Raw genomic sequence first — 26,102 nt, 5'->3', positions numbered from 1 at the left:
ACTAGTGTTATCGTATTATAGTTTTACTTTTTTGTTGACTGTTTTTCCGTCAGTATCCATCATCTGAACGATATAAATTCCTGATTCCAGACTATTAGATTCAAATTCAGGTTGATTAACTTCCTGCTGAAGGATCAATGCTCCGGAAATACTGTAAATGCTGATGTTTTTAATACCATGATCTGTTCTGGCTACAATCTGACGATTTTTAGTGAATATCTCATTTTTATTGGCTAATGATCGGTCGTCTTGTGATTTTTTAAACTGTAGATTGTAATATTGAGTTACGATTTCAAAGGTATTGTTTTGATTGTCAATGTCTTTTGTCTCGATTCCTCCATGAGCTGCATACTGTTCCTGAGAAACTGTTTTAAGCAAATTTTTATTGGCATCAAAAATATTGACAGCGATCAATTCTTCCTGAGGAAGTTTCAGTTTTAAAATCCCGTTATTTTCGGATTGTATGATCTCATTTTCAGGAACTTCTATCGGGGTGTTCTTAACATAAGGAATTAATTTCTGATTATTATTTTCCTGTACTTTTAAAAGATAAACACCATCTTTTAATGTCGATAGACTGCTTTCTGTCCCTGATTTATTAGCTGCTTTCTCCTGATTGAAATCTGTAATTCCAACCAGCTGCATATTTCCAAGATCCGGTTTCAGCTGGGAAGAATAGAGTGAAACAGTTTCTGCCGGCTTATTTTCCTGTTGTTTTGAAGACAATATAGCCCATTGATTCAAAAGACCACCGCTTCTAAGGGTATTGAATTTCGCATTGGATGCCAGAGTAAAAGGAACAATGCCTCCCACATGGCCTAAAGGTCCCCAGTAAAAAGAATCCAGTTTATATTTGTTCAGATTCCACCAGGCGTAATAGCCACGCTGTACATCAATTGTTTTAGAGGTGTTTTCCGGTGGAATAGCTAAGTCTACCGTAGAATGTCCCAATGTCATAGGCGTTTTGTTGTACCAGTCATAAACATCCTTTGGTTTCATGCATCGTCTGAGATTATTGTTCGGATTATTGGTGACATCGTTGACGAAACTCTGGGTGAAAAGATTCCGCCAGATCACCGGACCCCAAAGAAGACCTCCGTTATCCTGAACGACGTGGTAATTGTATTTATCAAGATATTCCGGTGAAATGACCTCTGAAATGCTTGTGTTATAGGTTTTATAGCCTGTATTGTTACAGGTATGGAGTACATTGGCAAGGAAAGAGGTGAACGGATAGAAATCTTTTTCCAAAACGCCTTTGTTTAAAGTAACCCCTGAAAAATCATAAGGTCCGTCTCCCATATAAGCATACTTGAATTTCAAATTGGCGGGATTGGAAACATTCAGCATTTTTAAAGTGGACATGGCCGCGTGCGCGCCTTGAGAATAGCCTGCCAGAAAGTATTCATCGTACCGTTTTATTCCTTGTTGGGCAAGAACCTTATTGGCAGCTGTGACGAAATCTATTGTTGCTCCGGCTTCAGTAGCGTAATCTACATAGGGATGAACTCCATCTCCAGTCCCCATTCCTACATAATCAGGAGCCATCAGAATATAGCCATTGAGTACATAAGAAAGTTCGACGACAAATCCGGCTGTTAAAGCTCCTTTAAAGTTAGAAGGGACATTATCCCTGCTGTCTGTAGTTCCGTGATCAGATACGACTGTAGAGAGCTTAAAATTCACGTTAGGGTACATCAGGAGTCCTGTTGCTTTTACCAAAACATTTTTTTCATTCTTAGTATAGTAAGTAATTTTGTATCCTTTAAGACCTACATTGAACCCATTGAGATAACTAACGAAGTCCGGAGCGTTCTGCTCCCCGAGACTGTTAGCTATGAAATTAGCAACGCCCTGTGGGGTTAAATCCAGTTTCTGTTCAACGTTTACAAGATCTCCTGCCTGTTGGGCTAAAAAGAACGGTGCTGTTAAACCAAATAAAAGCATCGAGATTTTTTTCATATCAATATTTTTTAGTGATATTAAAGTAGATGTTTTTAATAAAACTATAATAATATTAATGGATCAATAATTATTCATTGAATATAAGTTCCCCGGAAAGTGAGTAAAAGAAGGAGTCCGGCCATTCGGCCGGACTCCTGTTCTGTATATTTTGGGCTTTTAATTAGAAAGCGTTGATTCCTGTAATATCTAAACCGGTAATCAATAAGTGTACGTCATGTGTTCCTTCGTAAGTGATCACGGATTCAAGGTTGGCGGCGTGTCTCATCATCGGGAATTCTCCCATGATTCCCATACCACCCAGAATTTGTCTGGATTCTCTTGCGATATCGATAGCCATTTTTACGTTGTTACGCTTAGCCATAGAAATTTGTGCAGGACTTGCTTTGTGGTCATTTTTAAGATTTCCCAACTGAAGACATAACAATTGTGCTTTTGTGATCTCTGTTAAGAATTCTGCCAGTTTTTTCTGCTGAAGCTGGAAAGAACCGATTGGTTTTCCAAACTGTCTTCTTTCCTTAGAATACTGAACCGCTGTACAGTAACAGTCAATCGCGGCGCCAATGACACCCCATGAGATTCCATATCTTGCAGAATTCAGACAAGATAAAGGTCCTTTCAACCCGGTTACTCCCGGAAGTAAGTTTTCTTTAGGAACTTTTACATCATTGAATACCAGTTCTCCGGTTTTCGATGCTCTTAAGCTCCATTTATTATGCGTTTCAGGGGTAGTAAAACCTTCCATTCCTCTTTCAACGATCAGTCCCTGTACTTTTCCTTCTTCATTTTTTGCCCACACTACCGCAATGTCGCATACCGGAGAATTGGTGATCCACATTTTGGCGCCGTTCAGAAGATAGTGGTCACCCATATCTTTGAAATACGTTTCCATTGAACTTGGATCAGAACCGTGGTTAGGCTCCGTTAATCCAAATGAACCGATCATTTCTCCTGCAGCAAGCTGAGGAAGATACTTTTTCTTTTGCTCCTCAGAACCAAATTCATTGATAGGGAACATTACCAGCGAGCTCTGTACTGAAGCAGCAGAACGTACTGCAGAATCACCTCTTTCCAGTTCCTGCATAATCAGACCGTAAGAAATCTGATCTAACCCTGAACCACCGTATTCAACAGGAATATATGGACCTAAAGCCCCGATTTTCCCCAATTCTTTCATTAAGCCCGGAATATCAGTATGATTTTGCGCGGCCTGGTCAATTTGCGGCATTACAAAACTCTCCACCCAATCTCTTACCGATTGACGGATCAGTTTGTGTTCTTCAGTAAGTAAAGCATCAATTCCGTAGTAGTCTGGAATGCTTGTAAGAGGATAATATGACATGATTTTTTGATTTGCCTAAAAGTAAGACTTTTCGTGTGGTTTGAAAAATTTTTTTGAAAATCTTTATTGTCTTTGATTTTCAACAAGATAAAACTGTATCATAAGTGTTTCAGCAAAAATATTGCTTCCTAAGATTCCTCATCATTGGAGATAGGATACTGATTCGCAGCATTGTGTACCTTGCTTTTGAACTTATACAGATAAGGAGCCTTGTTGGCAGATCCGTCATACAATTTCTCTAACCTGTCCAGTATGTTTAAACTTAATATCTTGCGCTGAAAATTATTTCTTCTGAATTTCTGACCCAGAATAGTTTCATACAGAGACTGAAGATCTTTCATGGTGAACTTCTCAGGAAGAAGATTGCTGGCTGCCACCTCTGTATTGATATTCATACGAAGATATTCCAGCCCTGTTTCTATGACTCTGTCATGATCAAAAGCCATTTTCGGAAGATTATCTACCTCAAACCATTCACAACTTTCGTTGAAAGCATCCGGAAAAGTATTGGCAATAGAGAAGTCGATAAGGCTGCAGTAGCCTACCGTAATAAACCGCTGGAAAATCCAGTGGTCTTTAGGAACCTCAATTCCTTTATTATTGAGAAGAATCTGATGGACGTTATTCTCTGTACGGTCTATTCTCCCAAACGTATGGAACTGTTTTAAGAAAAGATCCTGAAGATGGGTTCTTTCATACAACACTCTCGCAGCAGCTTCGCGAAGATCTTCATCATTGAAAACAAAACCTCCCGGAAGCGACCACAGATCCAGATCGTGATACTTTAAAAGCAAAACCTTCAAAATATTATTGTGAAAACCAAATATCGTGCAGTCAACAGATACGTGTGCTACAAAATCTTTTGTATCAATAAGTTCCTGAAGGGTTTCTTTATTTTTTGTGTCTTTGATTTTCATGGGAGTAAAAATAAAATTATTTTCTATAATTTCTTTCCTGCGAACCTAAAATATATTAAACTCACCGTAAAAAGCACAGAGACAGCAAGTAATATATACAGCGGATAATAGTTTAACAGCTGTTTTCCGAACAGGACAGACATAATAATAGAACTGACAGAGCTGCCCAGTGATGAAAAAATCACAATCAGGGAAGTAAAAAGGTTGATTTTCTCTTTGTCAACTTTTGCAATCATTTTTGAATTGATAACAGGGTAGAGGGGTGACAGAAAAAGACCAATGACAGGAAATAAAAACAAAATGATACTTGAATTGACAGAATCAAAATACTGGATTCCCAAGATAGCCAGAAGCACGGCTATAATTAAAGAAACACACAAAACATAATATCTTGATAATGAGAATCTCTGGATAATATTAGCGGTGACTGTTCTACCTGCATACGAAAAAAGAGCAAGGAAAGAAGTGGCCTGCAAAGCAAAGAATGAATTGACGTTCAGATGGTTTTTATAAAAGGAGGGAAGCCATGAATTGAACCCCTGCTCTACAAACACAATAAAGAAAACTACCGAAAGAAATGCAATTGTTGCCGGCTTTGCAAATACCGAAAGTTCAGAAATGAGACTCTTATTCTCTGTTTTTTTAGCTTCTGAAATAGTTAATCTTGAAAATAAAAATATCGTCACTGCGCAAAGCACTGCTATAGAAAGGAATCCAAATTTCCAGAATTCAGAATAGCGACTCGAAATCAGCCAGCCAAAACCTGTATTGACTACAAAAATTCCCGCCATAAATGTAGCTTCCACACTGTTCATCATTTTGGCCAGAGACTTTTCATCCGAAATATTATTCCGGATAATTCCGAAGACACAGATTTTTCCAACGGCGAAACAGGTGCCTATAATCGCAAACCAAACCTTATAAAACCAAAAATCTTCTACAAAAGGAAGCAGACAAGAGCAGATTCCAACGATAACAAGAGCAGAAATAAGGGCGCTTTTAGTCCCTGTTTTACTGATGAAATTTACTGCAAAAAGTGAAATAAATGCAATGGGAAGATCTTTGAATGATTCCAGAAAGCCTAACTTTTCGTAGGTGATTTTTGCTTCCGAAAGTTGAAGAATCACAATGCCCATGCAGTTCAGGACCATAGAGAAAATAAGAAAGGTCAGTTTTAAGGGAAGAGAGATTCGGGAAAGCTTGGCTGTCATTTTGGGGATTTTTTTATTCGTTTTTTAGGATAATTTTATGAATTATGAAGCGGATGTATGCCTTTGAACTCCCAAAAATAAACGAAAAATTAAAATAATTATGAATACAATGTTAATTAATTAAAAAAAAATATATTTTTATTGTCTCAATTTGAGAATTAAAAACTAACTGTATATGAATCTAAGAATATCAAGAAGCCTCGGGGTGGTTGCTGTGCTGTATTTTACAGCGAATTTCAGTGCGCAGACCAAGGTGAAAGATTCCGTTCCGAAAGAAAATAAGATTGATGAGATCGTCATGATCGGTTACGGAGGTGTAAAAAAGCAGAATTTAACAAGTGCAGTCTCATCGGTAAAATCTGATGCTTTTGATGATCGCCCTTTGTATAATGTAGGACAGGCACTTCAGGGCCAGGCAGCGGGGGTGAATGTTATTCAGGCTTCAGGAAAACCAGGAGCAGGACTTGATGTTAAAATCAGAGGAAATAACTCAATTTCTTCATCAGTAAGCCCACTCTATGTAGTGGATGGTATTCAGACCAATGATATCACCGGAATCAATACAGATGATATTCTGGACATGACCGTTCTTAAAGACGCCTCTTCCACAGCTATCTACGGAGTTAATGGCTCTTCTGGGGTTGTTATTATTACCACTAAAAGGGGAAAGCAGGGAAAACCACAGCTTAATTTTAACGCTTACTGGGGTGTTTCCAAAGCCATAAAAAATATAGATGTTCTTAATCTGGACCAATACAAATCATTGCTGGCTGATATAAAGGCTAATGGTGGATCTGATTATCTTTCCACTGTTAATGATGCCAGATACAAGAGGATCAATACAGATTGGGGGAAAGAAGTTTTCCAGACAGGATTTGATCAGAATTATAATGTAAACTATGCTTTTGGAAATGAAAAAGTAAAAGCGTACACAGCTTTGGGGTATCAGGATATTGCGGGAATCATCAGTCCTTCGAAATTTCAGCGTACTTCAGCCAAAGTTAATTTGGATGCCGTACTTGCTCCGTGGTTGAAGCTTAACTCTTCAGTCAATTACTTCTTTACCTCATTAACTAATACGAATGATAATTTGAGTACTGCAAGAGGTGGAGTCGTTCTAAGTGCTTTCAATACCCCTAGATTTTTACCGGTGTACGGAACACAAGTCAATCTTGATCCTTCAGATCCAATTGTTTATAATCAGACTACGGGACAGATTAATGACGGGTATAAACCTGGACAGTTTGCTCCCAATCCTTATCAGTCGTCATGGGAAAATCCGGTAGCTTATCAATCCAGAAAAGATAAAACACAAACCCAGCGGTTTTTGAGCAATCTGGGCTTGGATGTAAAGCTTTTAAAAAACCTTGTCTGGAAACCTAGTATATCATTCGATATGACAGATTCCAGAAATATTAAATTTACAGATGGATATCAAACCAGTTACGGGAGATCAAAAATGGGGATAGGTTCTGAAGAATATTATCTGTCTCAGGAATATAATTTTGAAAACACGTTGACTTATACTTTAAAAAAGTCAGCTCATGACTTGTCATTATTAGGGGGTGTTCAGATCAATCAGAAAAGTTTTGAAAACCGTTACTTTGCGGGTGAGAAATTTGTTGAAGGAACAACATTGTTTAATTATGATCTTGCAGAAACGAAAGGATATGATAATCATAAAGAAGTTTTAAGAAATGCTTCCTTTTTTGGGCGTGCATTGTACACTTATGATGGGAAATATACTTTAATGGGAGTTTTCAGGTACAATGGCTTTTCCGGTTTAGCTCCGGAAAGGAAATGGGGGTTCTTCCCTGGAGTATCCGCTTCATGGCTGGTATCTAAAGAAGATTTCCTCGCAGACAGTAAAATCATCAGCGAACTAAAGCTTAGAGGAGGATGGGGACAGACTGGAAATGTTTCCGGAGTACCGGCATATTCGCATTTTAATATATTTGATCCGTACTTTACCAATGGAGATGCCGTGTACAGCGTTAAGCAGTATGACAGCAGTGATCTCACCTGGGAAACCACAACTGATGCTAACGTAGGTGTTGATTTTGGTTTTTTCAGTAACCGGATCAGGTTAGCAGTTGATGCATACAAAAGAACCACAAAAGATCTTGTGTTTCCGTTTACCCTCGGTTCCACTACTGCTCCCATCTACAGAAACTTTGGAAGTATGGAAAATAAAGGTCTTGAATTTTCTTTAAATACAGTCAATATTAAAAAAGAAAATTTCACATGGAACAGTTCATTTAATATTTCATTTGCTGAAAATAAAATTACCGAACTTAGCTCTCAGTATCTTAAATCACTACCAGTTGCGAATATAGACGGATATGGTCAAATTATCCGTTTACAGCCAGGGCAGTCCATAAGTGCATTTTATGGATATAAAGTAGACAAAGTAGACCCTAATACGGGAGATCTGATTTATAAAGATTTAAATGGTAACGGATATTTAGATGTAGATGACAGGACGACTATTGGAAACCCAAATCCAAAATATACATTCGGTTTCAGCAATAATTTTACATTCAAAAACTGGTATCTCGATATGTTAATCACCGGATCTGTAGGAAATGATGTTTTCAATGCAACAAGATTTGACTTGGAAATGATGAATGATTATAAAAATCAGTCAACCGCAGTATTGAATCGTTGGACAACCGTTGGACAAATCACAGATGTGCCGAGAGCGAATTCTACTTCTGCACAGGCAATTTCTGACAGATTTGTGGAAGACGGTTCATATGTAAAGTTAAAAGCTGTGACTTTAGGGTATAATTTTAATCAACCTTTTAAAGGAGTAAATAAGCTTAATATTTATGTAACCGGACAGAATATTTTCACCATTACAGATTATTCAGGGATGGATCCCGAAGTGAATGCCTTCAGTCCCAACAGAAATACGACAGGAGCAGAGAAATCCGCTTTTGGGATAGATTACGGAACTTATCCACAGGTAAGAACCTTTATTATAGGATTAAAAGCTAATTTCTAAATTATTTACAATGAAAATTAATAAAGCAATATATTATCTATTCGGAGCGTCAGTTCTTGTGACAGCCGTTTCATGTAATGACTTTCTTGATACAGAGCCAATAACAGAGCAGGGGATTTCAATTGATAATCCTTTGAAAACAGCCGGAGATGCAGAAAACAGGATGAATACTATTTATTCAGCATTTGGTAATGAATACTGGCAGCTTGATTATGCAATGAATGGTGATGCACAGACCGATAATGCTTACGCGGGAGCGGATAACGTACAAAGCTTTCAACAGGATGAATACCGCATCATTGCGACCAATTCCAACGTAGAAAGAGACTGGAAATACTTATACGGTTTTATCAATGATTGTAATATGATCCTGAATTATGTAGATCAAATCAATGATCCGGCACTCACAACGGCAAGAAAAACCGAAATGAAATCCGAAGCTGCGATAATGAGAGCATTATATTATTTCCATGCCGTACAGCTATGGGGAGATATTCCTTTGGTGACAAAAGCTGTAATAGGAGTGAATTCCGGCAATTTTGATGAAGTGTACAGCCAGGTTTATCCGGCAAGAAAAACAGTTCAGGAAGCCTATGATATGATTATTGCAGATCTTGAAGGTGCCCTTGCCAATGCTCCGGCAGGAAGTGAAAAATACAGAGCCAATAAAAACCTTGCTTACGGATTGTTGGCCAAAGCTAATGCATCTAAACCAAATCCGGACTGGGCAAAAGTAAAACAGTATGCATCCAATATTTCAGGGGTAAACCTACTTCCGGTCTATGATCAGCTTTTTGACGGTCTGCATGAAGGAAATTCAGAATCTATTTTCGAAGCCAACGGGAATGCTGGGAGTGTATGGGCCTGGGGTTCTTCCATGTTCTTAGGAACCGACTGGAAAAAATTCAACATTCCTTCCAACGATCTGGTTAAAACTTTTTCAGATGCAGGAGATACTCAAAGGATGAATAGCTCGATTAAATTTTCTCCGGTAGCATGGTCAGATAAATACTGGCCAAGCACCAGCTATCCTTTCATGTACAAAATGAGGAAGATGGATGGGACACAGAATTTCTACATCATGAGGTATGCAGATATTCTTCTGTTAAAGGCAGAGGCAGCTGTAAGAACGGCAGATTTTACGGCAGCAGCAGGATACATCAATCAGGTAAGAACCAGAGCAGGTTTGTCTTCTGTAGCGGTAACTTCTGAAACGGACGGAATTGCTAAAGTAATGGCGGAAAGAAAACTTGAACTGGCTTTTGAAGGACAGCGATGGTTTGACCTGAAAAGAACAGGAACAGCGGTTGCTATTCTTTCCCAGCAGAGAGATGGAAACGGAAATATACTTCCGTATGCCGCAAGCATCAATCAAAACAGGCTGCTTTGGCCTATTCCGCAAGGACAGAGAGATAACAATCAGAATTTAACCCAAAACCCAGGTTATTAAAATATGAAGTTTCACAACTTATATAGTTTCTTTTTTAAAGGTACCGCGCTGCTTTGCGGCGTGGTACTTTTTCCTTTATCCTGTGCATCCGTTGGATCAGGTAAAGAAAGTGAAGTTCAGTCATGGCTTACAATGGGCGATGAAAGTATTAAATTAAAGCAGCAGACTCCGGTCAGATTTGTGAAAAATGCCAACAACTGGCAGAATATTGAAATTGATGATACTCAAAAGTTTCAATATGTTGACGGTTTTGGATATACATTAACAGGAGGAAGTGTTGAAGTAATCAACCGTCTTTCTCCCTCAAAAAGAAAAGCTTTGCTTCATGAACTTTTCGGGAATGATAAAAATTCTATTTCAATTAGTTATCTGCGGTTAAGCATCGGGGCTTCTGATCTGGACGGAAGGGTTTTCTCTTATGATGATCTTCCGGAAGGACAGACAGATCCTTCACTTTCAAAATTCAGCCTGGCTAATGATAAAGATCTGATCGCGATGCTGAAAGAGATTCTGGCGATTAACCCCAAAATAAAAATCATCGCAGCGCCGTGGTCACCTCCGGTTTGGATGAAAGACAATGGAAAATCAAAAGGAGGAAGCCTCAAACGTGATTTTTACAGAGTTTATGCAGATTATTTTGCAAAATATATTCTTGGAATGAAAAAAGAGGGAATTACCATTGATGCCGTAACACCCCAAAACGAACCGCTTCATCCGGGAAATAATCCTAGCCTTTTTATGCCCTCTGATCAGCAGAGAGATTTTATCAAAGGTCACTTAGGTCCTGTTTTTAAATCCCATAATATCAAAACAAAAATTGTAGTCTACGATCACAATTGTAATAAACCGGAATATGCCCTTGATATTCTGAAAGATCCGGAAGCCTATCAATATATAGACGGTTCAGCCTTCCATTTATATGAAGGTGATATTTCCGCTTTAAGCACGGTGCACAACGCGTTTCCCGATAAAAATTTGTATTTTACAGAGCAGTGGACGGGATCGAAAGGGACTTTTAACGAAGATCTGAACTGGCACGTCAAAAACGTAGTGATCGGTTCAATGAGAAACTGGAGCCGTATCGCTTTGGAATGGAATGTAGCGAATGATCCTCAGTATCAACCTCACACAGACGGAGGATGTACGGAATGTAAAGGAGCCATAACAGTTTCTGACAGTGAAAATTTCACCAGAAACGTTTCCTATTACATCATTGCGCACGCTTCCAAATTTGTTCCTGCAGGTTCTCAGCGTATTGCTTCCACACAGACAGAAACACTTTCTACGGCGGCATTTAAAACTCCGGCCGGAAAAACAGTATTGATTATCCAGAACGGAAACAGTACGGATGAAAGTTTTAATATCAAATATAACGGAAAGACTGCTCCCGTTATCCTTTCAGGAAATTCGGCAGCGACTTATGTTTTTTAATTTAATATCATGAAAAGAGTTTATTTCTTACTGGCATTTTCAGCATTGGGAATGAATGCTTACGGGCAGAAAACGGTTGATCAGAAGGTAGCAGAACTGCTGTCTAAAATGACCCTGGAAGAAAAGGTAGGGCAAATGGTCCAATACAGCGGATTTGAATATGCCACAGGACCTCAGCAGTCTAATTCCGCAGCAGTTTTGGAAGAAATAAAGAAAGGCAAAGTAGGCTCTATGCTGAATGTGGCGGGAGCAGAAGAAACGAGATCTTTTCAGAAGTTAGCCCAGCAATCAAGGTTAAAAATACCTTTGCTGTTCGGGCAGGATGTTATTCACGGTTATCGTACAACTTTTCCTGTCAACTTAGGTCAGGCGGCAAGCTGGGATCTTGGGATGATAGAAAAGTCAGAAAGAATTGCGGCTACTGAAGCTGCGGCTTATGGGATTCACTGGACTTTTGCGCCTATGGTAGATATTGCCAGGGATCCGAGATGGGGAAGAGTGATGGAAGGTTCAGGGGAAGATACGTACCTGGGAACACAGATTGGTTTGGCAAGAATCAAAGGATTTCAGGGAAGAGGTTTAGGAAGTCTTGATGCGGTAATGGCTTGTGCCAAACATTTTGCTGCGTACGGTGCGGCAGTCGGCGGAAGAGATTACAACGCTGTCGATATGAGTTTAAGACAACTTCATGAAATCTATTTACCGCCATTCAAAGCAGCAGCAAATGCCGGAGTAGCGACATTTATGAATTGTTTTAATGATATCAACGGAATTCCAGCCACAGCCAACCAATACATTCAGCGAGAATTGTTAAAAGGAAAGTGGAATTATAAAGGTTTTGTGGTTTCAGACTGGGGAAGCATCGGAGAAATGATTCCTCACGGTTATGCTAAAGATGCCAATGAAGCTGCTGAAAGAGCCATTCTTGGCGGGAGTGACATGGATATGGAAAGCCGCGTTTATATGACGGAGCTTCCAAAACTGGTTAAAGAGGGAAAAGTAGATATAAAATTTGTAGATGATGCGGCGGGAAGAATTTTAGCCAAAAAATTCGAGATGGGGCTCTTCGATGATCCCTACAGGTTCAGCAATGAAAAGAGACAGAAAGAGCAGACCAATAATCCTGAAAATAGAAAGTTTGGAAGAGAATTTGGTTCCAAAAGTATTGTTCTTCTTAAAAACCAGGGAAATATTCTACCGCTTTCTAAGACCGTGAAGACCGTTGCCTTGATCGGACCTTTCGGAAAAGAAACAGTGGCAAATCACGGTTTTTGGTCTATTGCATTTAAAGATGACAACCAAAGAATTGTTTCGCCGTTTGACGGCATTAAAAACCAGCTTGATAAAAACTCAACCTTATTATATGCAAAAGGCTGTAATGTAGATGATCAGGATAAATCTATGTTTGCAGAAGCAGTGGAAACGGCAAAAAAGGCAGATGTAGTGATCATGACATTAGGGGAAGGTCATGCGATGAGCGGAGAAGCAAAAAGCCGAAGCAGCATTGGTTTTACCGGAGTTCAGGAAGACTTGCTTAAAGAAATTGCCAAGACCGGAAAACCAATCGTTTTAATGATCAATGCCGGAAGACCTCTAATCTTCAACTGGGCTGCTGATCATATTCCGGCCATCACTTATAACTGGTGGCTGGGAACCGAAGCAGGTAACTCTATTGCTGATGTTCTTTTCGGAGCTGTGAATCCCGGCGGGAAACTTCCGATGAGCTTCCCGAGAGCAGAAGGTCAGATTCCTGTTTATTACAATCATTACAATACCGGAAGACCTGCAAAAAACAATACAGACAGAAATTACGTTTCAGCGTATATTGATCTTGATAATGATCCTAAGTTTCCTTTTGGTTACGGATTAAGTTATACAGATTTTAAATATGATGATATGGTTTTAAGTTCAGTGAACCTTAAAGGAAATCAGACATTGACGGTTAGTGTGACGGTTTCCAATACAGGAAAATATGATGGAGAAGAAGTAGTACAGTTGTATATCAGAGATCTTTTTGGGAAAGTAGTAAGACCAGTGAAAGAACTGAAAGGTTTCCAGAAGGTATTCATTAAAAAAGGAGAAAGCAGAAAAGTAGATTTTAAGCTGACTCCGGAAGATCTGAAGTTTTTTGATGATGAACTGAATTTTGACTGGGAAAGTGGAGAATTCGATATTATGGTCGGAACCAGTTCTCAAAATGGACAAACGAAAAGAATTAACTGGACGAAATAGAAATTCTGCAGAAAAGAGTTTTAGCAAAATTTATTAAAAATAGTACAGGTTTAGCAAATCCTGATGTATGAAAATCAAATTCAGAAATATTATTCAGCTTTGTACAACAGGACTATTCGTATTTTCCTTTGTCAGTTGTGTTTCAAACAAGACAGATGCCCGGAAAAAACTGGTATGGAGTGATGAATTTAATGGAAAAGGGCTTCCAGACTCATTAAAATGGAACTACGATGTAGGAGGAGACGGCTATGGAAACAATGAAGATCAGTTTTATACCAAAAACAGGCTGGAGAATGCCAGAATGGAAGGCGGCAAACTGGTGATTGAAGCCAGAAAAGAAACCTGGGGAAAGAATGCATATACTTCCGCAAGGCTTTTAACCAAAGGAAAATTCTCATTCCAGTATGGAACAGTAGAAGTGAGGGCAAAACTTCCCAAAGGCCGGGGAACATGGCCCGCCATCTGGATGATGAGCGAAAATATGAAAGAATGGCCGGACGATGGTGAACTGGATATTATGGAACATGTGGGCTTTCATCAGGGGTATGTTCATGCTTCGGTGCATACCAAAAAATACAATCATATTCAGGGGACGCAGAAAACGGATACTCTGATGATGAAGGATGTGAGTGAAAAATTTCATGTGTATAAAGCAAACTGGACTCCGGAAAAAATAGAGGTATTTATCGATGGGCAGAAGTTCTTTACCTACGAAAATAAGGAAAAAACCTATGAAGCCTGGCCTTTCGATCAACCGTATTTTCTTATTTTAAATCTGGCGGTAGGCGGTTTCTGGGGTGGAAAAGAAGGAATCGATGATCGTATTTTTCCACAGAAGTATTATATAGATTATGTAAGAGTTTATCAAAATAAATAATGAAGCGAGGGCAGGTGAGTCCAAAAACAGAAAGAAAAAGATTATGAAAAAACTAATTGTGAGCTGTCTTACAGTGGGAGCATTATTAAATATCAATGCACAGAACTACTGGAAGAAGAATGCAGGTAAAACGGCAAAAGTCATTTTAACCAATTCTAAAACCAACGAAAAGATGGCGGATAAAGGAGTGGTTAAATTTGAAAAATTTGGTCAGCCTAAAGAAACAGATGCCTGTATATTTGTGGATCCGGATTTCAAATACCAGAAACTGATTGGAATAGGCGGTGCCATCACGGATGCATCTGCTGAAACCTTTTATAAAATGCCAAAGAATAAGCAGAAAGAAATTCTGGAGGCTTACTTCGGAAAAAACGGACTGGGTTACACGGTAGTCCGTACCAATATGAATTCATGCGACTTCTCCAGTGATTCTTATACTTATGTGGAAGACAATGATATGGCTTTAAAGACCTTCAATGTTGCCCATGACGAAAAGTATAAGATCCCGATGATCAAAGAGGCTCAGAAAGCGATAGGAAAAGATTTCACTTTTTACTTCTCTCCTTGGAGTCCACCAGCATGGATGAAATCCAATAAAAGCCTGTACAAAGGAGGAAGACTGGAGAATCAGTATTACCAGACCTGGGCAGATTATTATATTAAATTCATTAAAGAATACGAAAAAAGAGGAATCAATATCTGGGGATTGACGGTACAAAATGAGCCGATGGCGACACAAAGCTGGGAGTCATGTATCTATTCTGCGGAAGAAGAAGGTGAATTTCTTAAAAATAATTTAGGGCCAACACTTTGGAAAAACGGTTATAAAGACAAAAAAGTAATGATCTGGGATCACAACAGAGACCTGATTTACCAGAGAGCAACAACGACTTTAAGCGATCCTGAAACTTCGAAATATGCCCACGGAATCGGGTACCACTGGTATGAAACGTGGAACAACAAAACACAGCTTTTCGATAATTTAGCAGAAACACAAAGAGCTTTTCCTGATAAATTCCTGGCGTTTACAGAAGGATGTAAAGAACAGTTCAAGATGTCCGGAATTTATGATGTAAGTCTGGGAGAATTGTATGGAAAAAATATGCTTAATGATTTCAACAAAGGAACCGCTTTATGGACAGACTGGAATGTCCTTCTGGATCAAACCGGAGGCCCCAACCATGTCGGAAACTTCTGTTTTGCCCCTATCATTGCAGATACCTCAACAGGAGAAGTTCATTACACGTACGAATATTACTATGTAGGTCACATTTCAAAATATATTAAGCCCAATGCTCAGAGAATCGGAAGTTCTTCTAACAGAGCAGCTCTTACCTCCACTACTTTCATGAATGAAAATGGTCAGTTGGTGACGGTTATCATGAATGATTCCGAAAATGATATTGAAACGAATCTGTGGATTGAAGGAATGTCTGCCAAGCTATCGGCACCTGCCCATTCTATACAGACCGTTATTTTATAGCTTCATATTGATTATTTTTTATAGAACCGGCGGCCTCGTAGAGGCCGCCGGTTTATATTTGATATCAATACATCAGAATGATTATTTACTTTCAGCGTCATATTTGTCTACAACTTTCTGAGATACCCCTGTATTGCTGAAACCTCCGTCATGGAAAAGATTCTGCATCGTTACTTTTTGAGTAAGATCAGAGAACATACTCACACAATAGTTGGCACAGTCAAGAGCAGTAGCATTTCCTAGCGGAGACATATCATCGGCATATCCTAAGAAACCTCCGAAACCTTTCACGCCACTTCCTGCCGTAGTAGGAGTAGGAGATTGAGAGATGGTGTTGACACGTACTTTTCTTGCGCCCCAATAATTTCCGAAAGATCTTGTGATGCTCTCCAGATATGCTTTGTTGTCTGCCATATCATTATAATCCGGGAACGTTCTCTGAGCTGCGATATAAGTAAGGGCAAGGATGCTTCCCCACTCATTCATACAGTCTTTTTCCCATGCAACACGCATTACTTTGTGGAAAGAAACAGCGGAAATATCCCAGCCTTTTTCCAACCAGTCGTAATTCATTTCAGTATAATGCTTTCCTTTTCTTACATTTACGGACATGCCTATTGAATGAAGGATAAAATCTATTTTACCATATTTTGCAATAGCGGCATCAAAAAGTTTTTCAAGATCTTCCACAGAAGTAGCATCTGCACCTATCACCTCAGAACCTGTTTTTTCTGCTAAACCATTAAGTTCTCCCATTCTTAATGCAATAGGAGCGTTTGATAAGATAAATTCAGCACCTTCTTCATGACATCTTTCTGCAACTTTCCACGCGATAGATTGCTCATTAAGGGCTCCAAAAATAATTCCCTTTTTGCCTTTAAGTAGACCGTATGACATAATTTTTTAATGTTTATTAAATACAAATGTAGCAATAATTTGTGTTTGCGTCATAATAAAAAAGGAGCCTAATTGATTTAAGGCTCCTTTTTTTTGAAAATATTTATATGACTGAAATTTTAATTCGTTTTCTTATTCCATTCTGCTTTTACATCTTCTGCTGCATCCTTTGTTTTTTCCCATGCATCATTAGCTTTATCTTTAATGTCATCCCATGCATCAGAAGCATTGTTTTTTACTTTATCAAACCAATCTTCCTGACTTGCCTCCTGATCATTATCTCTTTTTTCATTGATATAATCTTTAGCTTTGTCTGCAAGATCTTCTATTTTCCACTTTGCATTTTCTGCTGCATTCTTTAAAGAATTCTCTGTGTTGTTTACTGCATCTTCCGCTTTGTTGTATTCTGAATTGTTCATAATAATAATATTTTATTGTTTGTATACCAGTAAATAAACAAGAACCATTCCTAAAATAAAAGCCTACTGTTAAATTTTTCTTAATATTTTGTTATAATTTTCTAAATCACAATTTCATTGTACATAAGTATAGTATGATCAGGAAATAAGACAGAGATGATCAGGAAGTGAAGAATTGTACAGAAGGATTAGTAAAAACAGTTCAGGAATTAGATATTATAAATAAACTATTTTGAAGTAAAAGGGTCCTGAAAGGCTCAATACAAATAGTTCACATGCTTTATCATATAGATATGGAATTTTTTTTTTGATTCATGCCATCTGCCATAATTTTACTCATCTCTGCTAGCCTTTATAATAGCTAATGATCATGTCAAAACCTTTTTCGCCAGATCCTTTATAAATTATTTTTTATTCAATTTTAAGTGATGTTTTTTAAAAATAGTGTAATTGTAACTTACGACTTACTCATTTGAATACGCGCAATACCGCTATGGGAGGGACTTAATATTTAGTTAATAGAGGAAAAATGTTTCATTTAATAGTGACTAAAGGCTTGTTTAATCACTATTAAGTGTATTTATTTATGGATATGATAAAAAAATAGGGTGTTTTGTTAAAAATTCGTATATTTGCACCCTCTAAAAATAGACTATCAACAATACCATGTTATTAAGACAAATTAAAGCTCAACTCATTCTTCTTCTTTCAGGATTTACTATTTTAATTCACGCACAGGTTGGGATTGGTACTCCTAACCCCGATCCATCGGCTATGTTACAAATCAATTCAAAAAATAAAGGAATGCTTCTTCCCAGTGTTGCCTTAGTATCATCCACAGATCAGATAACTGTTCAAAATCCGGCGGAAGGATTGATTGTTTGGAACAATGGATCGGGAACTTTAGCAGAAACGGGTTTTTACTACTGGAGCAAATCAAAATGGAATATGATTTCTACTACTGCATCCAATAGTGGTAACGGAACCAATGGGGGAGTAAGTCCAATGTCGGTTTGGAATAGTTCAGCCACCAATAGCGGAAATTCCGGAGGAGTGAATACCAATCTGTCTTTGGGAACCAACACGTCTGATGACCTTGTTTTTAAAGTTAACTCTACATCGGTAGGAAGATTAGGGGTAAATAATTCTATAAGCTTTGGAACAGCAGCGAATGCGGCACAGAATGGTATTGCTTTAGGGAATTCGAGCAGTGCTTATCAGGGAATTGCGATCGGGACCAATACTTCGGTTACCGCCAATGAATCAGTAGCGCTGGGAGCTAATTCTAAAATTTCAGGATACCAGTCAACAGCAGTAGGTTATAATGCGAAAGTAACGGTGAATGAAGCCACAGCTGTAGGAAATAATGCAGATGCCTCTGGATTCCAGTCTCTGGCATTGGGATATAATGCTAAGACAACGACCAATGACGCCACTTCTATAGGGAAAAACTCAACAGCATCAGGATTTCAGTCCACAGCCGTAGGATATAATGCAAAGACGAATACAAACAGTGAAACAGCCGTAGGATATAATACAGTAACGAACAACCAGAATTCAACGGCAGTAGGATCGGGAGCGAATGCTCTGGGCCAGTTTTCGACAGCAGTAGGGTACGGAGCTGTCACTTCACAGGCCAATGCAATTGTTATTGGAAATAATAATGCCAACGTGGGAATTGGGACCGCAATACCTAATACTTCAGCAAAAATAGATGTCAACGGACAATATAAACTGGGTGAAAAGGGGAGTGTACAAAAAAACCAGATCAGCTTTGAAGCATGGCCGTCGGTTTCTGTAAACAACTTAGCTGCTGGAAAATCTGTAACCCTGGAGATTGCTATTCCGGCTAATCTGCAGCCTGGTTCTGCAAGAGCTGCGATCGTGGTTTCTCCGGCAGGAGATTTTGCAGGAAATACTTCTTTTTCGATATCCAATCCAAGGATGACGTCTACTTCAAGTGTGACCATCAATCTTACCAATATCTCTGGAAATACGGAAAGCCTGTACTCGGGACATTTTTATGTGATGATTAATGAGTTCTAGCAGAAAAATATGAGATTTACACAATCCATTGAAATGGATGAATGTGCATGATGAATTTTTCCTTTGAGATTCATTGATGCGTTTTAATTTTCCCACAGATTTTATTAATAAGATACGTTTTGATATCTACAGTTGACAGGTGAAAACAATGAATGTATAAAAATTAAGGTCCTATCTTGTCAAAGATGGGACCTGCTTTTAATCTTACCTATTTAAATTTTTTTAAGAAGAGTAGTTGAGTGCTTCATCTCCCAGGATATTTCTTATGGTTACCGCTTTGTTTACGGTTTCGTCTGAGATTTCAATTTTCTCCCCTAAATCTATTAATATTCCTTTATCATAATTAATACTATTGACGCTATCAGGAAGATGAATTTTTATATTTTTATCTTGAAAATAGGTCAGGTAACCAATCCATAAATTTTGTCCGCTTGTCTTAACTTTTCTTCTGAATTCGTTTGAAATAACGACGGCGTAGACTAAATCTACAGACTTTTCTAAAGATTCTATTAGTTTTATAGAAAAATCTTTTGTGAGCGTTTTAAGAAATTCATCAGAAAATTCAATATTAATTAATGCCGTTTTATTTTTTTCAGATGCTCCTTGAGTGATGTTGATAGAAAGATCACTTGTTTCACTTTTATCTTTACTCAGGTAGAGTAGCGTGTTAAATCCTATCCAACTTTTTGAATTTTCATATAAATTTTTATCCTGTTCATTATCATTCTGAAAAACGTCCTCTTCCGGGTTATATATTAATATTTTATCAAGATTTTGGACACTGAAGTTAGCGAGGTTATTTTCAAAATAAAATTTGGAATTGGTGCTGTCATCCCATATTGAAACCATTTTCAGATCACTGAATATGTTTTTTAGGTTGACAACAATGTTTTTGCAATATTTGATAAAGTCATGGGCAGACATTTCTCTATTGGTCAAACGGGTAATTACTTTGATTTTTTCCATATTTAATTTATTTAGGTACAACAATAACATCAATATCTATATTAGCATCATCAAATAAATCTGCTAGTTCATCTGCTTTTGCTTGGGTATAGACATAGGTCATTCCAGTGTTGAGCCTTCAGGATGATTGTCTGTGTATGTCAAAATTAAAAGGTCTCAATCTGAAACCTTTTGATGTAAATAGTATGGTAAATCTCATCGATATTCCTTTATTCGGTCATCTAAAGATAAAAGTTTATTGATATTTTCATTATTGACTAATATGCTAACATAACTGTCGCTGTCAATATCTAAGTTTAAAAGCTGATAACCGGATTTTTCTATTTTTTCATTAAGAAGGGGGAAAAAGGATCCGGCTTCCAAATGGTAGAGATCCTGATCTTTTTCAATGTCTATGGATACACTTTTATTTTTTAATAGTATTTCTGTCTGGTTTTTAGCTGTGCTGTAATCCTCTTTCCAATCGATCTCAAATGCATATCCGCTTTCAATAAGTATATCTACCATTGCCAGCCACGTTATATCTTGACTATCATCCGGCATTCTGAAGAAAGTATCTTCATACAATGAAGGGTTACTTTTAATTTCAATAAGCCCATCAATAATAGAATTCATTTCGTCTCTGTTTGAAACAAGGAGTTTAATAATTTCTACATATTTTTCCATATATTATCATTTCCAATGAACCAGATCGTACGGGTAATAGTGCTGTTCTTTCAAAGATGAATCATCCAATCCTAAGATTTTCACAAAAGCTCCACTTTCAAAGCTCCAGTATCCAAAGAAAACATCGTTTTTGTTTTTATCATTATCATACCAATAGGTAGATTTCATTTTTTTGTACCAGCTATCATCTAAATAATCTTTTAATATGGCAATATTTTTTTCTTTATAAAGATTTTTTAAAAAACCAAATTCGTCAGGATAATACATATTTGAATCTATATTTCTGTCGGATATTTTGGACGAAATCATTATATCATATATATAATCTCTGTGATTACTATTATCCAGAACCATTATTATTTTTTTGTAGTCATCTTCCGAAATGTCCAGTAAAATACCTAATGAAAGCATCCAAAGCATTAATATATAATCATCAAACTGAATAGTAGGAGTATCACTCTGCCACCCGGTTTTTAAATTATCAATAACTTTTAAGAAGTCATTCTGCATTTCCTGAATAGGAGCTCCGGCAGAATATTTTGCAATGATAGTATGAATACTTGTCGTAAAGATTTGTCTGTCTACAGCGAGGACTCTATCTGCTTTAGTGGCTCCGGATTTTAATCCATCTTCATAAAATTCAATATCTTCATTATTTAATGTGATATAGTTTTCAAAATACTCAGTGCTCTTAAATCTAGTTCTCATATTTTTTTATTGGTTTATGGCCATTTTTCTCCATATAATGCTGTTCCCAAACAGAAGCTTCATAGGGATCCCAATTTCCGGAATGGATTTCCCAAATGTCATAATGTTTAAATTTTTTAAAGAAGTATAATTTGCAGTGAGGTTTTTACTACCTTTTTTGTTTAGGCTTCCAGTAATTATTTGCTAAACTTAAAAGGGTTTCAATTTGAAACCTTTTTTCTTTTGATAATTTTACTACTTCATCATGATGCTCCTGATCCCAGATAAATTCCATATTGAATTTGCCTTGAGCATTTAAATTAAAAATGGCTTTATTCTATTTATTACTATCTCCTTCTGTTGTAATATCATGTAATTCTCTAATCCAATTTCGAATCTCTCTGGAAATATTTCTTACGGATATGTTTTTTGTTTCATTATTATCCGTAAAATATTCTCCATTGTAGCTTACAACACCTTTTCCTACACCTTCAATATTTAATTTCTATTTTATCAATAATATTGTTCCCGGACAGGTGTTTCATAATGTTTCCAATATCTACTTACAGCCTCTCAGGCTTTGTATCTCTTTCTTCATTCTAAATGTTATTTAAACCGTTCTTAAACACTGCATCTTTTGATATTTCCAATAAAACCCTTAATGAAAGCACCCAAAGCATTAATCATCCTACTGAATAATGGATCCCAGTTTTAAATTACCAGTTAAGACGTTATTTTGGTTTGAGTATAATCTCATACTAGCTCCCTTGCTGTAAAAAATATAACGGAGTGTCAGGATAATTGGGGTTTTCTCCCGTCCATAACTCTAATCCTTCAAAAAATTGATGGTCGTCATCTTTCAATTTTTCATGGACCTGATTATGAATTTTAAACAAGAGTTCAGCAGTTGTGAAAAATTGTCCGTTATCTGCATTTAAAAGAAAATCAGGTTCTACGATATCTTCAATACTTTGGTCCCAATATTCGTATTGTATCGCAACTTTATTGGCTTTAAGAATTGGTAAATCTAAATCTTCAGAAAAAAATTCTCCTCTTATTTCCTCATTGTAATTTTTTAAAGCTAATCTGAAATTTTCAATTGTTAAGAATTTTTGCTTACCAAAATTCCAAAGTATATTTTGTGAAATTTTGTTTTGATATTCCATAAATTACTTATAAAAACGTTTTAAATCAAAGCCATACTTTAATGCTAATTCATAATAAGATACATCTGGATTTTCATCAATTGTCTGATAAATTTCTTTCTGTAACAGCGGTAAACTTCTAATATCTGAGAATTTGAAATAATTATCCATTATATCATCTTTATCTGATATTAAATCTTTTCTGTTAGAAATGTCTAAGGTTGCTATTTCTAAATAGTAAATTTTCCCCAAAGTTGGAAAAATTTTAATTTTATCGTAAGCATATTCTGTAGATAAGTTGGTTTTAATAGCTAATTCCCCAACTGTGAAAAAACAAGTACTTTCAAAGTTTTTTAAAGTCTCCGGAAAAGAGACTTTTTCAGGGTTAACCAAAATATTATCAATAATTTGTATATCTTGTTTTAACAAATCTCTTTTTGAAATAAAGGTTGAACGTATTGCGGTTTCATAATTATTGATAACTAATTCACTAGAAATATATTTGTATGTTTCTATCAATACACTTTCCTTGTGCCAATCTAAATAATTATGCATTTGTCCACTTCCATTATACTGGTTTTTTACGTCAAATAATACTCTTCCAAAATAATACTCGGTTGAATTTTCAATTTTAATAGCGAAAATATCGCCTACTTTAATGTCTTTTTTCATTGTTTAACAAGGATTATGTAAATTTTTATATTTATCAAATTTGGCTTTTGTAATCTCATTTCGCCCATTTTCTAAGTTAGGTTTACCACCGTTTTTCTCCATATAATGCTGTTCCCAAACAGAAGCTTCATAGGGATCCCAATTTCCGGAATGGACTTCCCGAATATCATAATGTTTGTTCCACTCTGCTCTATCTATTTTTTTGGTATTTTCAGATTTTAAATGTTCATCAAATCTATCTCTAACATCAGTTTTCTCCGTTTGTCCCACAGATTTTATTAATAATGTATGTTGTGCTATCTACAGTTGACAGGTGAAAACAATGAATGTATAAAAATTAAGGTCCTATCTTGTCAAAGATGGGACCTGCTTTTAATCTTACCTATTTAAAATTTTTTAAGAAGAGTAGTTGAGTGCTTCATCTCCCAGGATATTTCTTATGGTCACCGCTTTGTTTACGGCCTCGTCTGAGATTTCAATTTTCTCCCCTAAATCTATTAATATTCCTTTATCATAATTAATACTATTGACGCTATCAGGAAGATGAATTTTTATATTTTTATCTTGAAAATAGGTCAGGTAACCAATCCATAAATTTTGTCCGCTTGTCTTAACTTTTCTTCTGAACTCGTTTGAAATAACGACCGCGTAGACTAAATCTCCAGACTTTTCTAAAGATTCTATTAGTTTTATAGAAAAATCTTTTGTGAGCGTTTTAAGAAATTCATCAGAAAATTCAATATTAATTAATGCCGTTTTATTTTTTTCAGATGCTCCTTGAGTGATGTTGATAGAAAGATCACTTGCTTCACTTTTATCTTTACTCAGGTAGAGTAGCGTGTTAAATCCTATCCAACTTTTTGAATTTTCATATAAATTTTCATCCTGTTCATTATCATTCTGAAAAACGTCCTCTTCCGGGTTATATATTAATATTTTATCAAGATTTTGGACACTGAAGTTAGCGAGGTTATTTTCAAAATAAAATTTGGAATTGGTGCTGTCATCCCATATTGAAACCATTTTCAGATCACTGAATATGTTTTTTAGGTTGACAACAATGTTTTTGCAATAATTGATAAAGTCATGAGCAGACATTTCTCTATTGGTCAAACGGGTAATTACTTTGATTTTTTCCATATTTAATTTATTTTGGTACAACAATAACATCAATATCTATATTAGCATCGTCAAATAAGTCTGCTAGTTCATCTGCTTTTGCTTGGGTAGGAACATGCCATTCAAGTTTTGAGCCTGCTTCTTGAGCAATTTCAGCATCTTTTCTGGCAGAATCTAACATTTGCTGTCTTCTCCTTCTGGCCCAGTCGCTATCTCCTTTAGGTGGCCATTTATCCCAATCTTTAGAATCTTGAAGAGTATTTGTTTCAGGATCATATCCGTCAAATTTTTTCTCTCCACTTTTCATTTTGTCGGTTTTGACTACATATTCTGTATTATCTGGTGCTCCAGTAGTTTTTTTCTGATAGTCTGCTCCCTTTTGGGGGGAGTGTCTATTTTCCCACGTTCCAGGACCACCATCACTTTCTCCAATTCTATATGTAGGTTTTTTTACTACTTGTTCAGCTATTTCATCTATACTTCCATCTGTAACCTTAGCAATATTTCCCCCCTCTTTTTTGGCGAGCTGTTCCATGGTCTCTGCAATCCCTCTTTTGGCTCCTGCTTCTGCCACATCATCTGCACCTTTTTTCACACCTTGTTCTACAGCTTCCCCTACAGTTTCTTTAACTGTTTTTTCTACCACTGCCTCAGCTCCTTCTTTTAAAACGGTCTTTCCGGCTGTAGCAGCCAATGAGGTTCCCCCGGTATAAACAGCAGCAGCGGCATCAGGAATAAATTCCCCAACAGTAGTACCTATGGTTCTGGGGTTTTCAGCAACCCAGCTTGCAGCATCTTTGGTTCCTTCCCAGGCGGCGCTTCCGGCATCTGCCCAGTTTTGTCCGTCACTGGCCCAGTTCCAGGCTCCTTCTGCCGCATTGCTCCAGTTGTCTCCCTTGCTGGCCCAGTCCCAGGCATTTCCAACACCTTCGGTAGCTGCATTCCATCCATCACTTACCATTCCACCCAATGCTTCAGCAGTACCCACGGGGTCCTGACCCACCTGATAAAGTGTTTCGCCTAGCCCCACGACACCGTTTACAGCTCCTTCTACCAGCCCAGCCCCCAGGTCATTGAACCAATCTCCTACACCTGTTACCGGTTTCATCCAGTCCGGAAGCATCTGATCACGCATGTCACGGTTTTTTTTGTTTTGCTCGGCAATCCAGTCAAATCCTTCCTTGATATAGTCGGAAGGCATTTTTCCTTCTCCAACGCCATAGGATACAGCAGCAGCTCTGTCAAAGAAGATATTGATCTTTCCACCAAATATACAATTACAAAAAGAATCTTCCAACAGCATGCGGCTGCCATTGATCTTTACTCCATCTTTTGGTTCCTGCCATCCGGTAACAATGGTTGGTAGGCAGGAAGCGCCTGTTGCCCATTTCAAAGGATTGGTGCAAAGTCCCATCGGTTTAATATTGAAAAAGGGAAGAAAATCCAGTTCCGATGCCATAGGAACACTGTATATGGTCGTGTTTTTATTGTTGCTTACCCTCAAGGTAGAGGGGCTTGTTCCTTTGTCGCAAGCTAAAAAGGCACCTTCGGGTACGTATTTTTTTGCCATAAT

General features: G+C 37.3%; 21 protein-coding genes. 7 read left to right on the top strand and 14 right to left on the bottom strand.

The genetic code is table 11. The annotated features are described in order from the left end of the window. Nucleotides 1-15: 15 nt before the first annotated feature. From BUC06_RS06690 to BUC06_RS06675, 4 genes are all read right to left on the bottom strand, one after another. A complete protein-coding gene (locus BUC06_RS06690) occupies nucleotides 16-1,962 on the bottom strand; it encodes an alpha/beta hydrolase family protein (protein ID WP_073331495.1) in 1,947 nt (648 codons plus the stop codon). 163 nt (nucleotides 1,963-2,125) lie between these two features. Next, on the bottom strand, nucleotides 2,126-3,304 hold the full coding sequence (locus tag BUC06_RS06685) for an acyl-CoA dehydrogenase family protein (RefSeq protein ID WP_073331492.1): 1,179 nt from the start codon (nucleotides 3,302-3,304) through the stop codon (nucleotides 2,126-2,128). 128 nt (nucleotides 3,305-3,432) lie between these two features. After that, the gene (locus BUC06_RS06680) at nucleotides 3,433-4,221 is read right to left on the bottom strand and encodes an NUDIX hydrolase (RefSeq protein WP_073331489.1); all 789 of its coding nucleotides are present in this window, start codon (nucleotides 4,219-4,221) and stop codon (nucleotides 3,433-3,435) included. A gap of 23 nt (nucleotides 4,222-4,244) precedes the next feature. After that, entirely contained in the window at nucleotides 4,245-5,432 is a 1,188-nt protein-coding gene (locus tag BUC06_RS06675; RefSeq protein ID WP_073331486.1) for an MFS transporter, read from the bottom strand. A gap of 175 nt (nucleotides 5,433-5,607) precedes the next feature. Between BUC06_RS06675 and BUC06_RS06670 the strand changes: the two genes are divergently transcribed. The 6 genes from BUC06_RS06670 to BUC06_RS06645 all read left to right on the top strand — a co-directional run bounded on the left by BUC06_RS06670 (nucleotide 5,608) and on the right by BUC06_RS06645 (nucleotide 15,912). After that, the gene (locus tag BUC06_RS06670; RefSeq protein ID WP_073331483.1) at nucleotides 5,608-8,439 is read left to right on the top strand and encodes a SusC/RagA family TonB-linked outer membrane protein; all 2,832 of its coding nucleotides are present in this window, start codon (nucleotides 5,608-5,610) and stop codon (nucleotides 8,437-8,439) included. A gap of 10 nt (nucleotides 8,440-8,449) precedes the next feature. After that, on the top strand, nucleotides 8,450-9,889 hold the full coding sequence (locus BUC06_RS06665) for a RagB/SusD family nutrient uptake outer membrane protein (protein WP_073331479.1): 1,440 nt from the start codon (nucleotides 8,450-8,452) through the stop codon (nucleotides 9,887-9,889). A 3-nt stretch (nucleotides 9,890-9,892) separates the two neighbouring features. Further along, on the top strand, nucleotides 9,893-11,320 hold the full coding sequence (locus BUC06_RS06660) for a glycoside hydrolase family 30 protein (RefSeq protein ID WP_073331476.1): 1,428 nt from the start codon (nucleotides 9,893-9,895) through the stop codon (nucleotides 11,318-11,320). Nucleotides 11,321-11,329: 9 nt separating this feature from the next. Then, nucleotides 11,330-13,552, top strand: coding sequence for a glycoside hydrolase family 3 N-terminal domain-containing protein (locus BUC06_RS06655; protein ID WP_073331473.1), 2,223 nt, complete (start codon nucleotides 11,330-11,332; stop codon nucleotides 13,550-13,552). Nucleotides 13,553-13,619: 67 nt separating this feature from the next. After that, nucleotides 13,620-14,429 (top strand): glycoside hydrolase family 16 protein, encoded by an 810-nt coding sequence (locus BUC06_RS06650; protein ID WP_073331470.1) that lies wholly within the window; start codon nucleotides 13,620-13,622, stop codon nucleotides 14,427-14,429. 43 nt (nucleotides 14,430-14,472) lie between these two features. Next, the gene (locus tag BUC06_RS06645; RefSeq protein WP_073331467.1) at nucleotides 14,473-15,912 is read left to right on the top strand and encodes a glycoside hydrolase family 30 protein; all 1,440 of its coding nucleotides are present in this window, start codon (nucleotides 14,473-14,475) and stop codon (nucleotides 15,910-15,912) included. Between the two features lie 81 nt (nucleotides 15,913-15,993). Here BUC06_RS06645 and BUC06_RS06640 read toward each other — a convergent pair whose 3' ends face one another. Both BUC06_RS06640 and BUC06_RS06635 read right to left on the bottom strand, forming a co-directional pair. Then, nucleotides 15,994-16,809, bottom strand: coding sequence for an enoyl-ACP reductase FabI (locus BUC06_RS06640; RefSeq protein ID WP_034750924.1), 816 nt, complete (start codon nucleotides 16,807-16,809; stop codon nucleotides 15,994-15,996). 119 nt (nucleotides 16,810-16,928) lie between these two features. After that, nucleotides 16,929-17,228: a hypothetical protein gene (locus BUC06_RS06635; protein WP_073331465.1), complete on the bottom strand. Its 300-nt coding sequence runs from the start codon at nucleotides 17,226-17,228 to the stop codon at nucleotides 16,929-16,931. A 666-nt stretch (nucleotides 17,229-17,894) separates the two neighbouring features. Here BUC06_RS06635 and BUC06_RS06630 point away from each other — a divergent pair. Beyond that, nucleotides 17,895-19,274, top strand: a complete 1,380-nt coding sequence (locus BUC06_RS06630) for a hypothetical protein (protein WP_073331461.1) — start codon at nucleotides 17,895-17,897, stop codon at nucleotides 19,272-19,274. 222 nt (nucleotides 19,275-19,496) lie between these two features. On the opposite strand, the gene BUC06_RS06625 is transcribed toward BUC06_RS06630, so the two are convergent. From BUC06_RS06625 to BUC06_RS06590, 8 genes are all read right to left on the bottom strand, one after another. After that, the gene (locus tag BUC06_RS06625; RefSeq protein ID WP_073331458.1) at nucleotides 19,497-20,240 is read right to left on the bottom strand and encodes a hypothetical protein; all 744 of its coding nucleotides are present in this window, start codon (nucleotides 20,238-20,240) and stop codon (nucleotides 19,497-19,499) included. Nucleotides 20,241-20,435: 195 nt separating this feature from the next. Next, nucleotides 20,436-20,906 carry a DUF6630 family protein gene (locus tag BUC06_RS06620; protein ID WP_073331454.1) on the bottom strand — a complete coding sequence of 157 codons (471 nt, stop codon included), beginning with the start codon at nucleotides 20,904-20,906 and terminating at the stop codon, nucleotides 20,436-20,438. Between the two features lie 6 nt (nucleotides 20,907-20,912). Next, a complete protein-coding gene (locus BUC06_RS06615; protein ID WP_073331451.1) occupies nucleotides 20,913-21,614 on the bottom strand; it encodes a PoNe immunity protein domain-containing protein in 702 nt (233 codons plus the stop codon). Between the two features lie 737 nt (nucleotides 21,615-22,351). Beyond that, nucleotides 22,352-22,759, bottom strand: coding sequence for a hypothetical protein (locus tag BUC06_RS06610; protein WP_073331449.1), 408 nt, complete (start codon nucleotides 22,757-22,759; stop codon nucleotides 22,352-22,354). A 3-nt stretch (nucleotides 22,760-22,762) separates the two neighbouring features. Then, nucleotides 22,763-23,410: an Imm26 family immunity protein gene (locus tag BUC06_RS06605; RefSeq protein WP_073331448.1), complete on the bottom strand. Its 648-nt coding sequence runs from the start codon at nucleotides 23,408-23,410 to the stop codon at nucleotides 22,763-22,765. Nucleotides 23,411-23,413: 3 nt separating this feature from the next. Further along, the gene (locus BUC06_RS06600) at nucleotides 23,414-23,680 is read right to left on the bottom strand and encodes a hypothetical protein (protein ID WP_073331446.1); all 267 of its coding nucleotides are present in this window, start codon (nucleotides 23,678-23,680) and stop codon (nucleotides 23,414-23,416) included. Between the two features lie 126 nt (nucleotides 23,681-23,806). After that, nucleotides 23,807-24,550 carry a hypothetical protein gene (locus tag BUC06_RS06595; protein ID WP_139263320.1) on the bottom strand — a complete coding sequence of 248 codons (744 nt, stop codon included), beginning with the start codon at nucleotides 24,548-24,550 and terminating at the stop codon, nucleotides 23,807-23,809. A 7-nt stretch (nucleotides 24,551-24,557) separates the two neighbouring features. Continuing rightward, nucleotides 24,558-26,099 carry a PAAR-like protein gene (locus BUC06_RS06590; RefSeq protein ID WP_073331441.1) on the bottom strand — a complete coding sequence of 514 codons (1,542 nt, stop codon included), beginning with the start codon at nucleotides 26,097-26,099 and terminating at the stop codon, nucleotides 24,558-24,560. Nucleotides 26,100-26,102: the final 3 nt, after the last annotated feature.

The sequence above is a fragment of the Chryseobacterium carnipullorum genome (genome assembly GCF_900142785.1).
Taxonomy (GTDB): domain Bacteria; phylum Bacteroidota; class Bacteroidia; order Flavobacteriales; family Weeksellaceae; genus Chryseobacterium; species Chryseobacterium carnipullorum.
This window is presented reverse-complemented; position numbering and strand designations above follow the sequence as displayed.

Bases quoted from the DNA above. Each gene is read 5' to 3' on its own strand.
- BUC06_RS06690 (WP_073331495.1), bottom strand. From the start codon at position 1,962: ATGAAAAAAATCTCGATGCTTTTATTTGGTTTAACAGCACCGTTCTTT.
- BUC06_RS06685 (WP_073331492.1), bottom strand. From the start codon at position 3,304: ATGTCATATTATCCTCTTACAAGCATTCCAGACTACTACGGAATTGAT.
- BUC06_RS06680 (WP_073331489.1), bottom strand. From the start codon at position 4,221: ATGAAAATCAAAGACACAAAAAATAAAGAAACCCTTCAGGAACTTATT.
- BUC06_RS06675 (WP_073331486.1), bottom strand. From the start codon at position 5,432: ATGACAGCCAAGCTTTCCCGAATCTCTCTTCCCTTAAAACTGACCTTT.
- BUC06_RS06670 (WP_073331483.1), top strand. From the start codon at position 5,608: ATGAATCTAAGAATATCAAGAAGCCTCGGGGTGGTTGCTGTGCTGTAT.
- BUC06_RS06665 (WP_073331479.1), top strand. From the start codon at position 8,450: ATGAAAATTAATAAAGCAATATATTATCTATTCGGAGCGTCAGTTCTT.
- BUC06_RS06660 (WP_073331476.1), top strand. From the start codon at position 9,893: ATGAAGTTTCACAACTTATATAGTTTCTTTTTTAAAGGTACCGCGCTG.
- BUC06_RS06655 (WP_073331473.1), top strand. From the start codon at position 11,330: ATGAAAAGAGTTTATTTCTTACTGGCATTTTCAGCATTGGGAATGAAT.
- BUC06_RS06650 (WP_073331470.1), top strand. From the start codon at position 13,620: ATGAAAATCAAATTCAGAAATATTATTCAGCTTTGTACAACAGGACTA.
- BUC06_RS06645 (WP_073331467.1), top strand. From the start codon at position 14,473: ATGAAAAAACTAATTGTGAGCTGTCTTACAGTGGGAGCATTATTAAAT.
- BUC06_RS06640 (WP_034750924.1), bottom strand. From the start codon at position 16,809: ATGTCATACGGTCTACTTAAAGGCAAAAAGGGAATTATTTTTGGAGCC.
- BUC06_RS06635 (WP_073331465.1), bottom strand. From the start codon at position 17,228: ATGAACAATTCAGAATACAACAAAGCGGAAGATGCAGTAAACAACACA.
- BUC06_RS06630 (WP_073331461.1), top strand. From the start codon at position 17,895: ATGTTATTAAGACAAATTAAAGCTCAACTCATTCTTCTTCTTTCAGGA.
- BUC06_RS06625 (WP_073331458.1), bottom strand. From the start codon at position 20,240: ATGGAAAAAATCAAAGTAATTACCCGTTTGACCAATAGAGAAATGTCT.
- BUC06_RS06620 (WP_073331454.1), bottom strand. From the start codon at position 20,906: ATGGAAAAATATGTAGAAATTATTAAACTCCTTGTTTCAAACAGAGAC.
- BUC06_RS06615 (WP_073331451.1), bottom strand. From the start codon at position 21,614: ATGAGAACTAGATTTAAGAGCACTGAGTATTTTGAAAACTATATCACA.
- BUC06_RS06610 (WP_073331449.1), bottom strand. From the start codon at position 22,759: ATGGAATATCAAAACAAAATTTCACAAAATATACTTTGGAATTTTGGT.
- BUC06_RS06605 (WP_073331448.1), bottom strand. From the start codon at position 23,410: ATGAAAAAAGACATTAAAGTAGGCGATATTTTCGCTATTAAAATTGAA.
- BUC06_RS06595 (WP_139263320.1), bottom strand. From the start codon at position 24,550: ATGGAAAAAATCAAAGTAATTACCCGTTTGACCAATAGAGAAATGTCT.
- BUC06_RS06590 (WP_073331441.1), bottom strand. From the start codon at position 26,099: ATGGCAAAAAAATACGTACCCGAAGGTGCCTTTTTAGCTTGCGACAAA.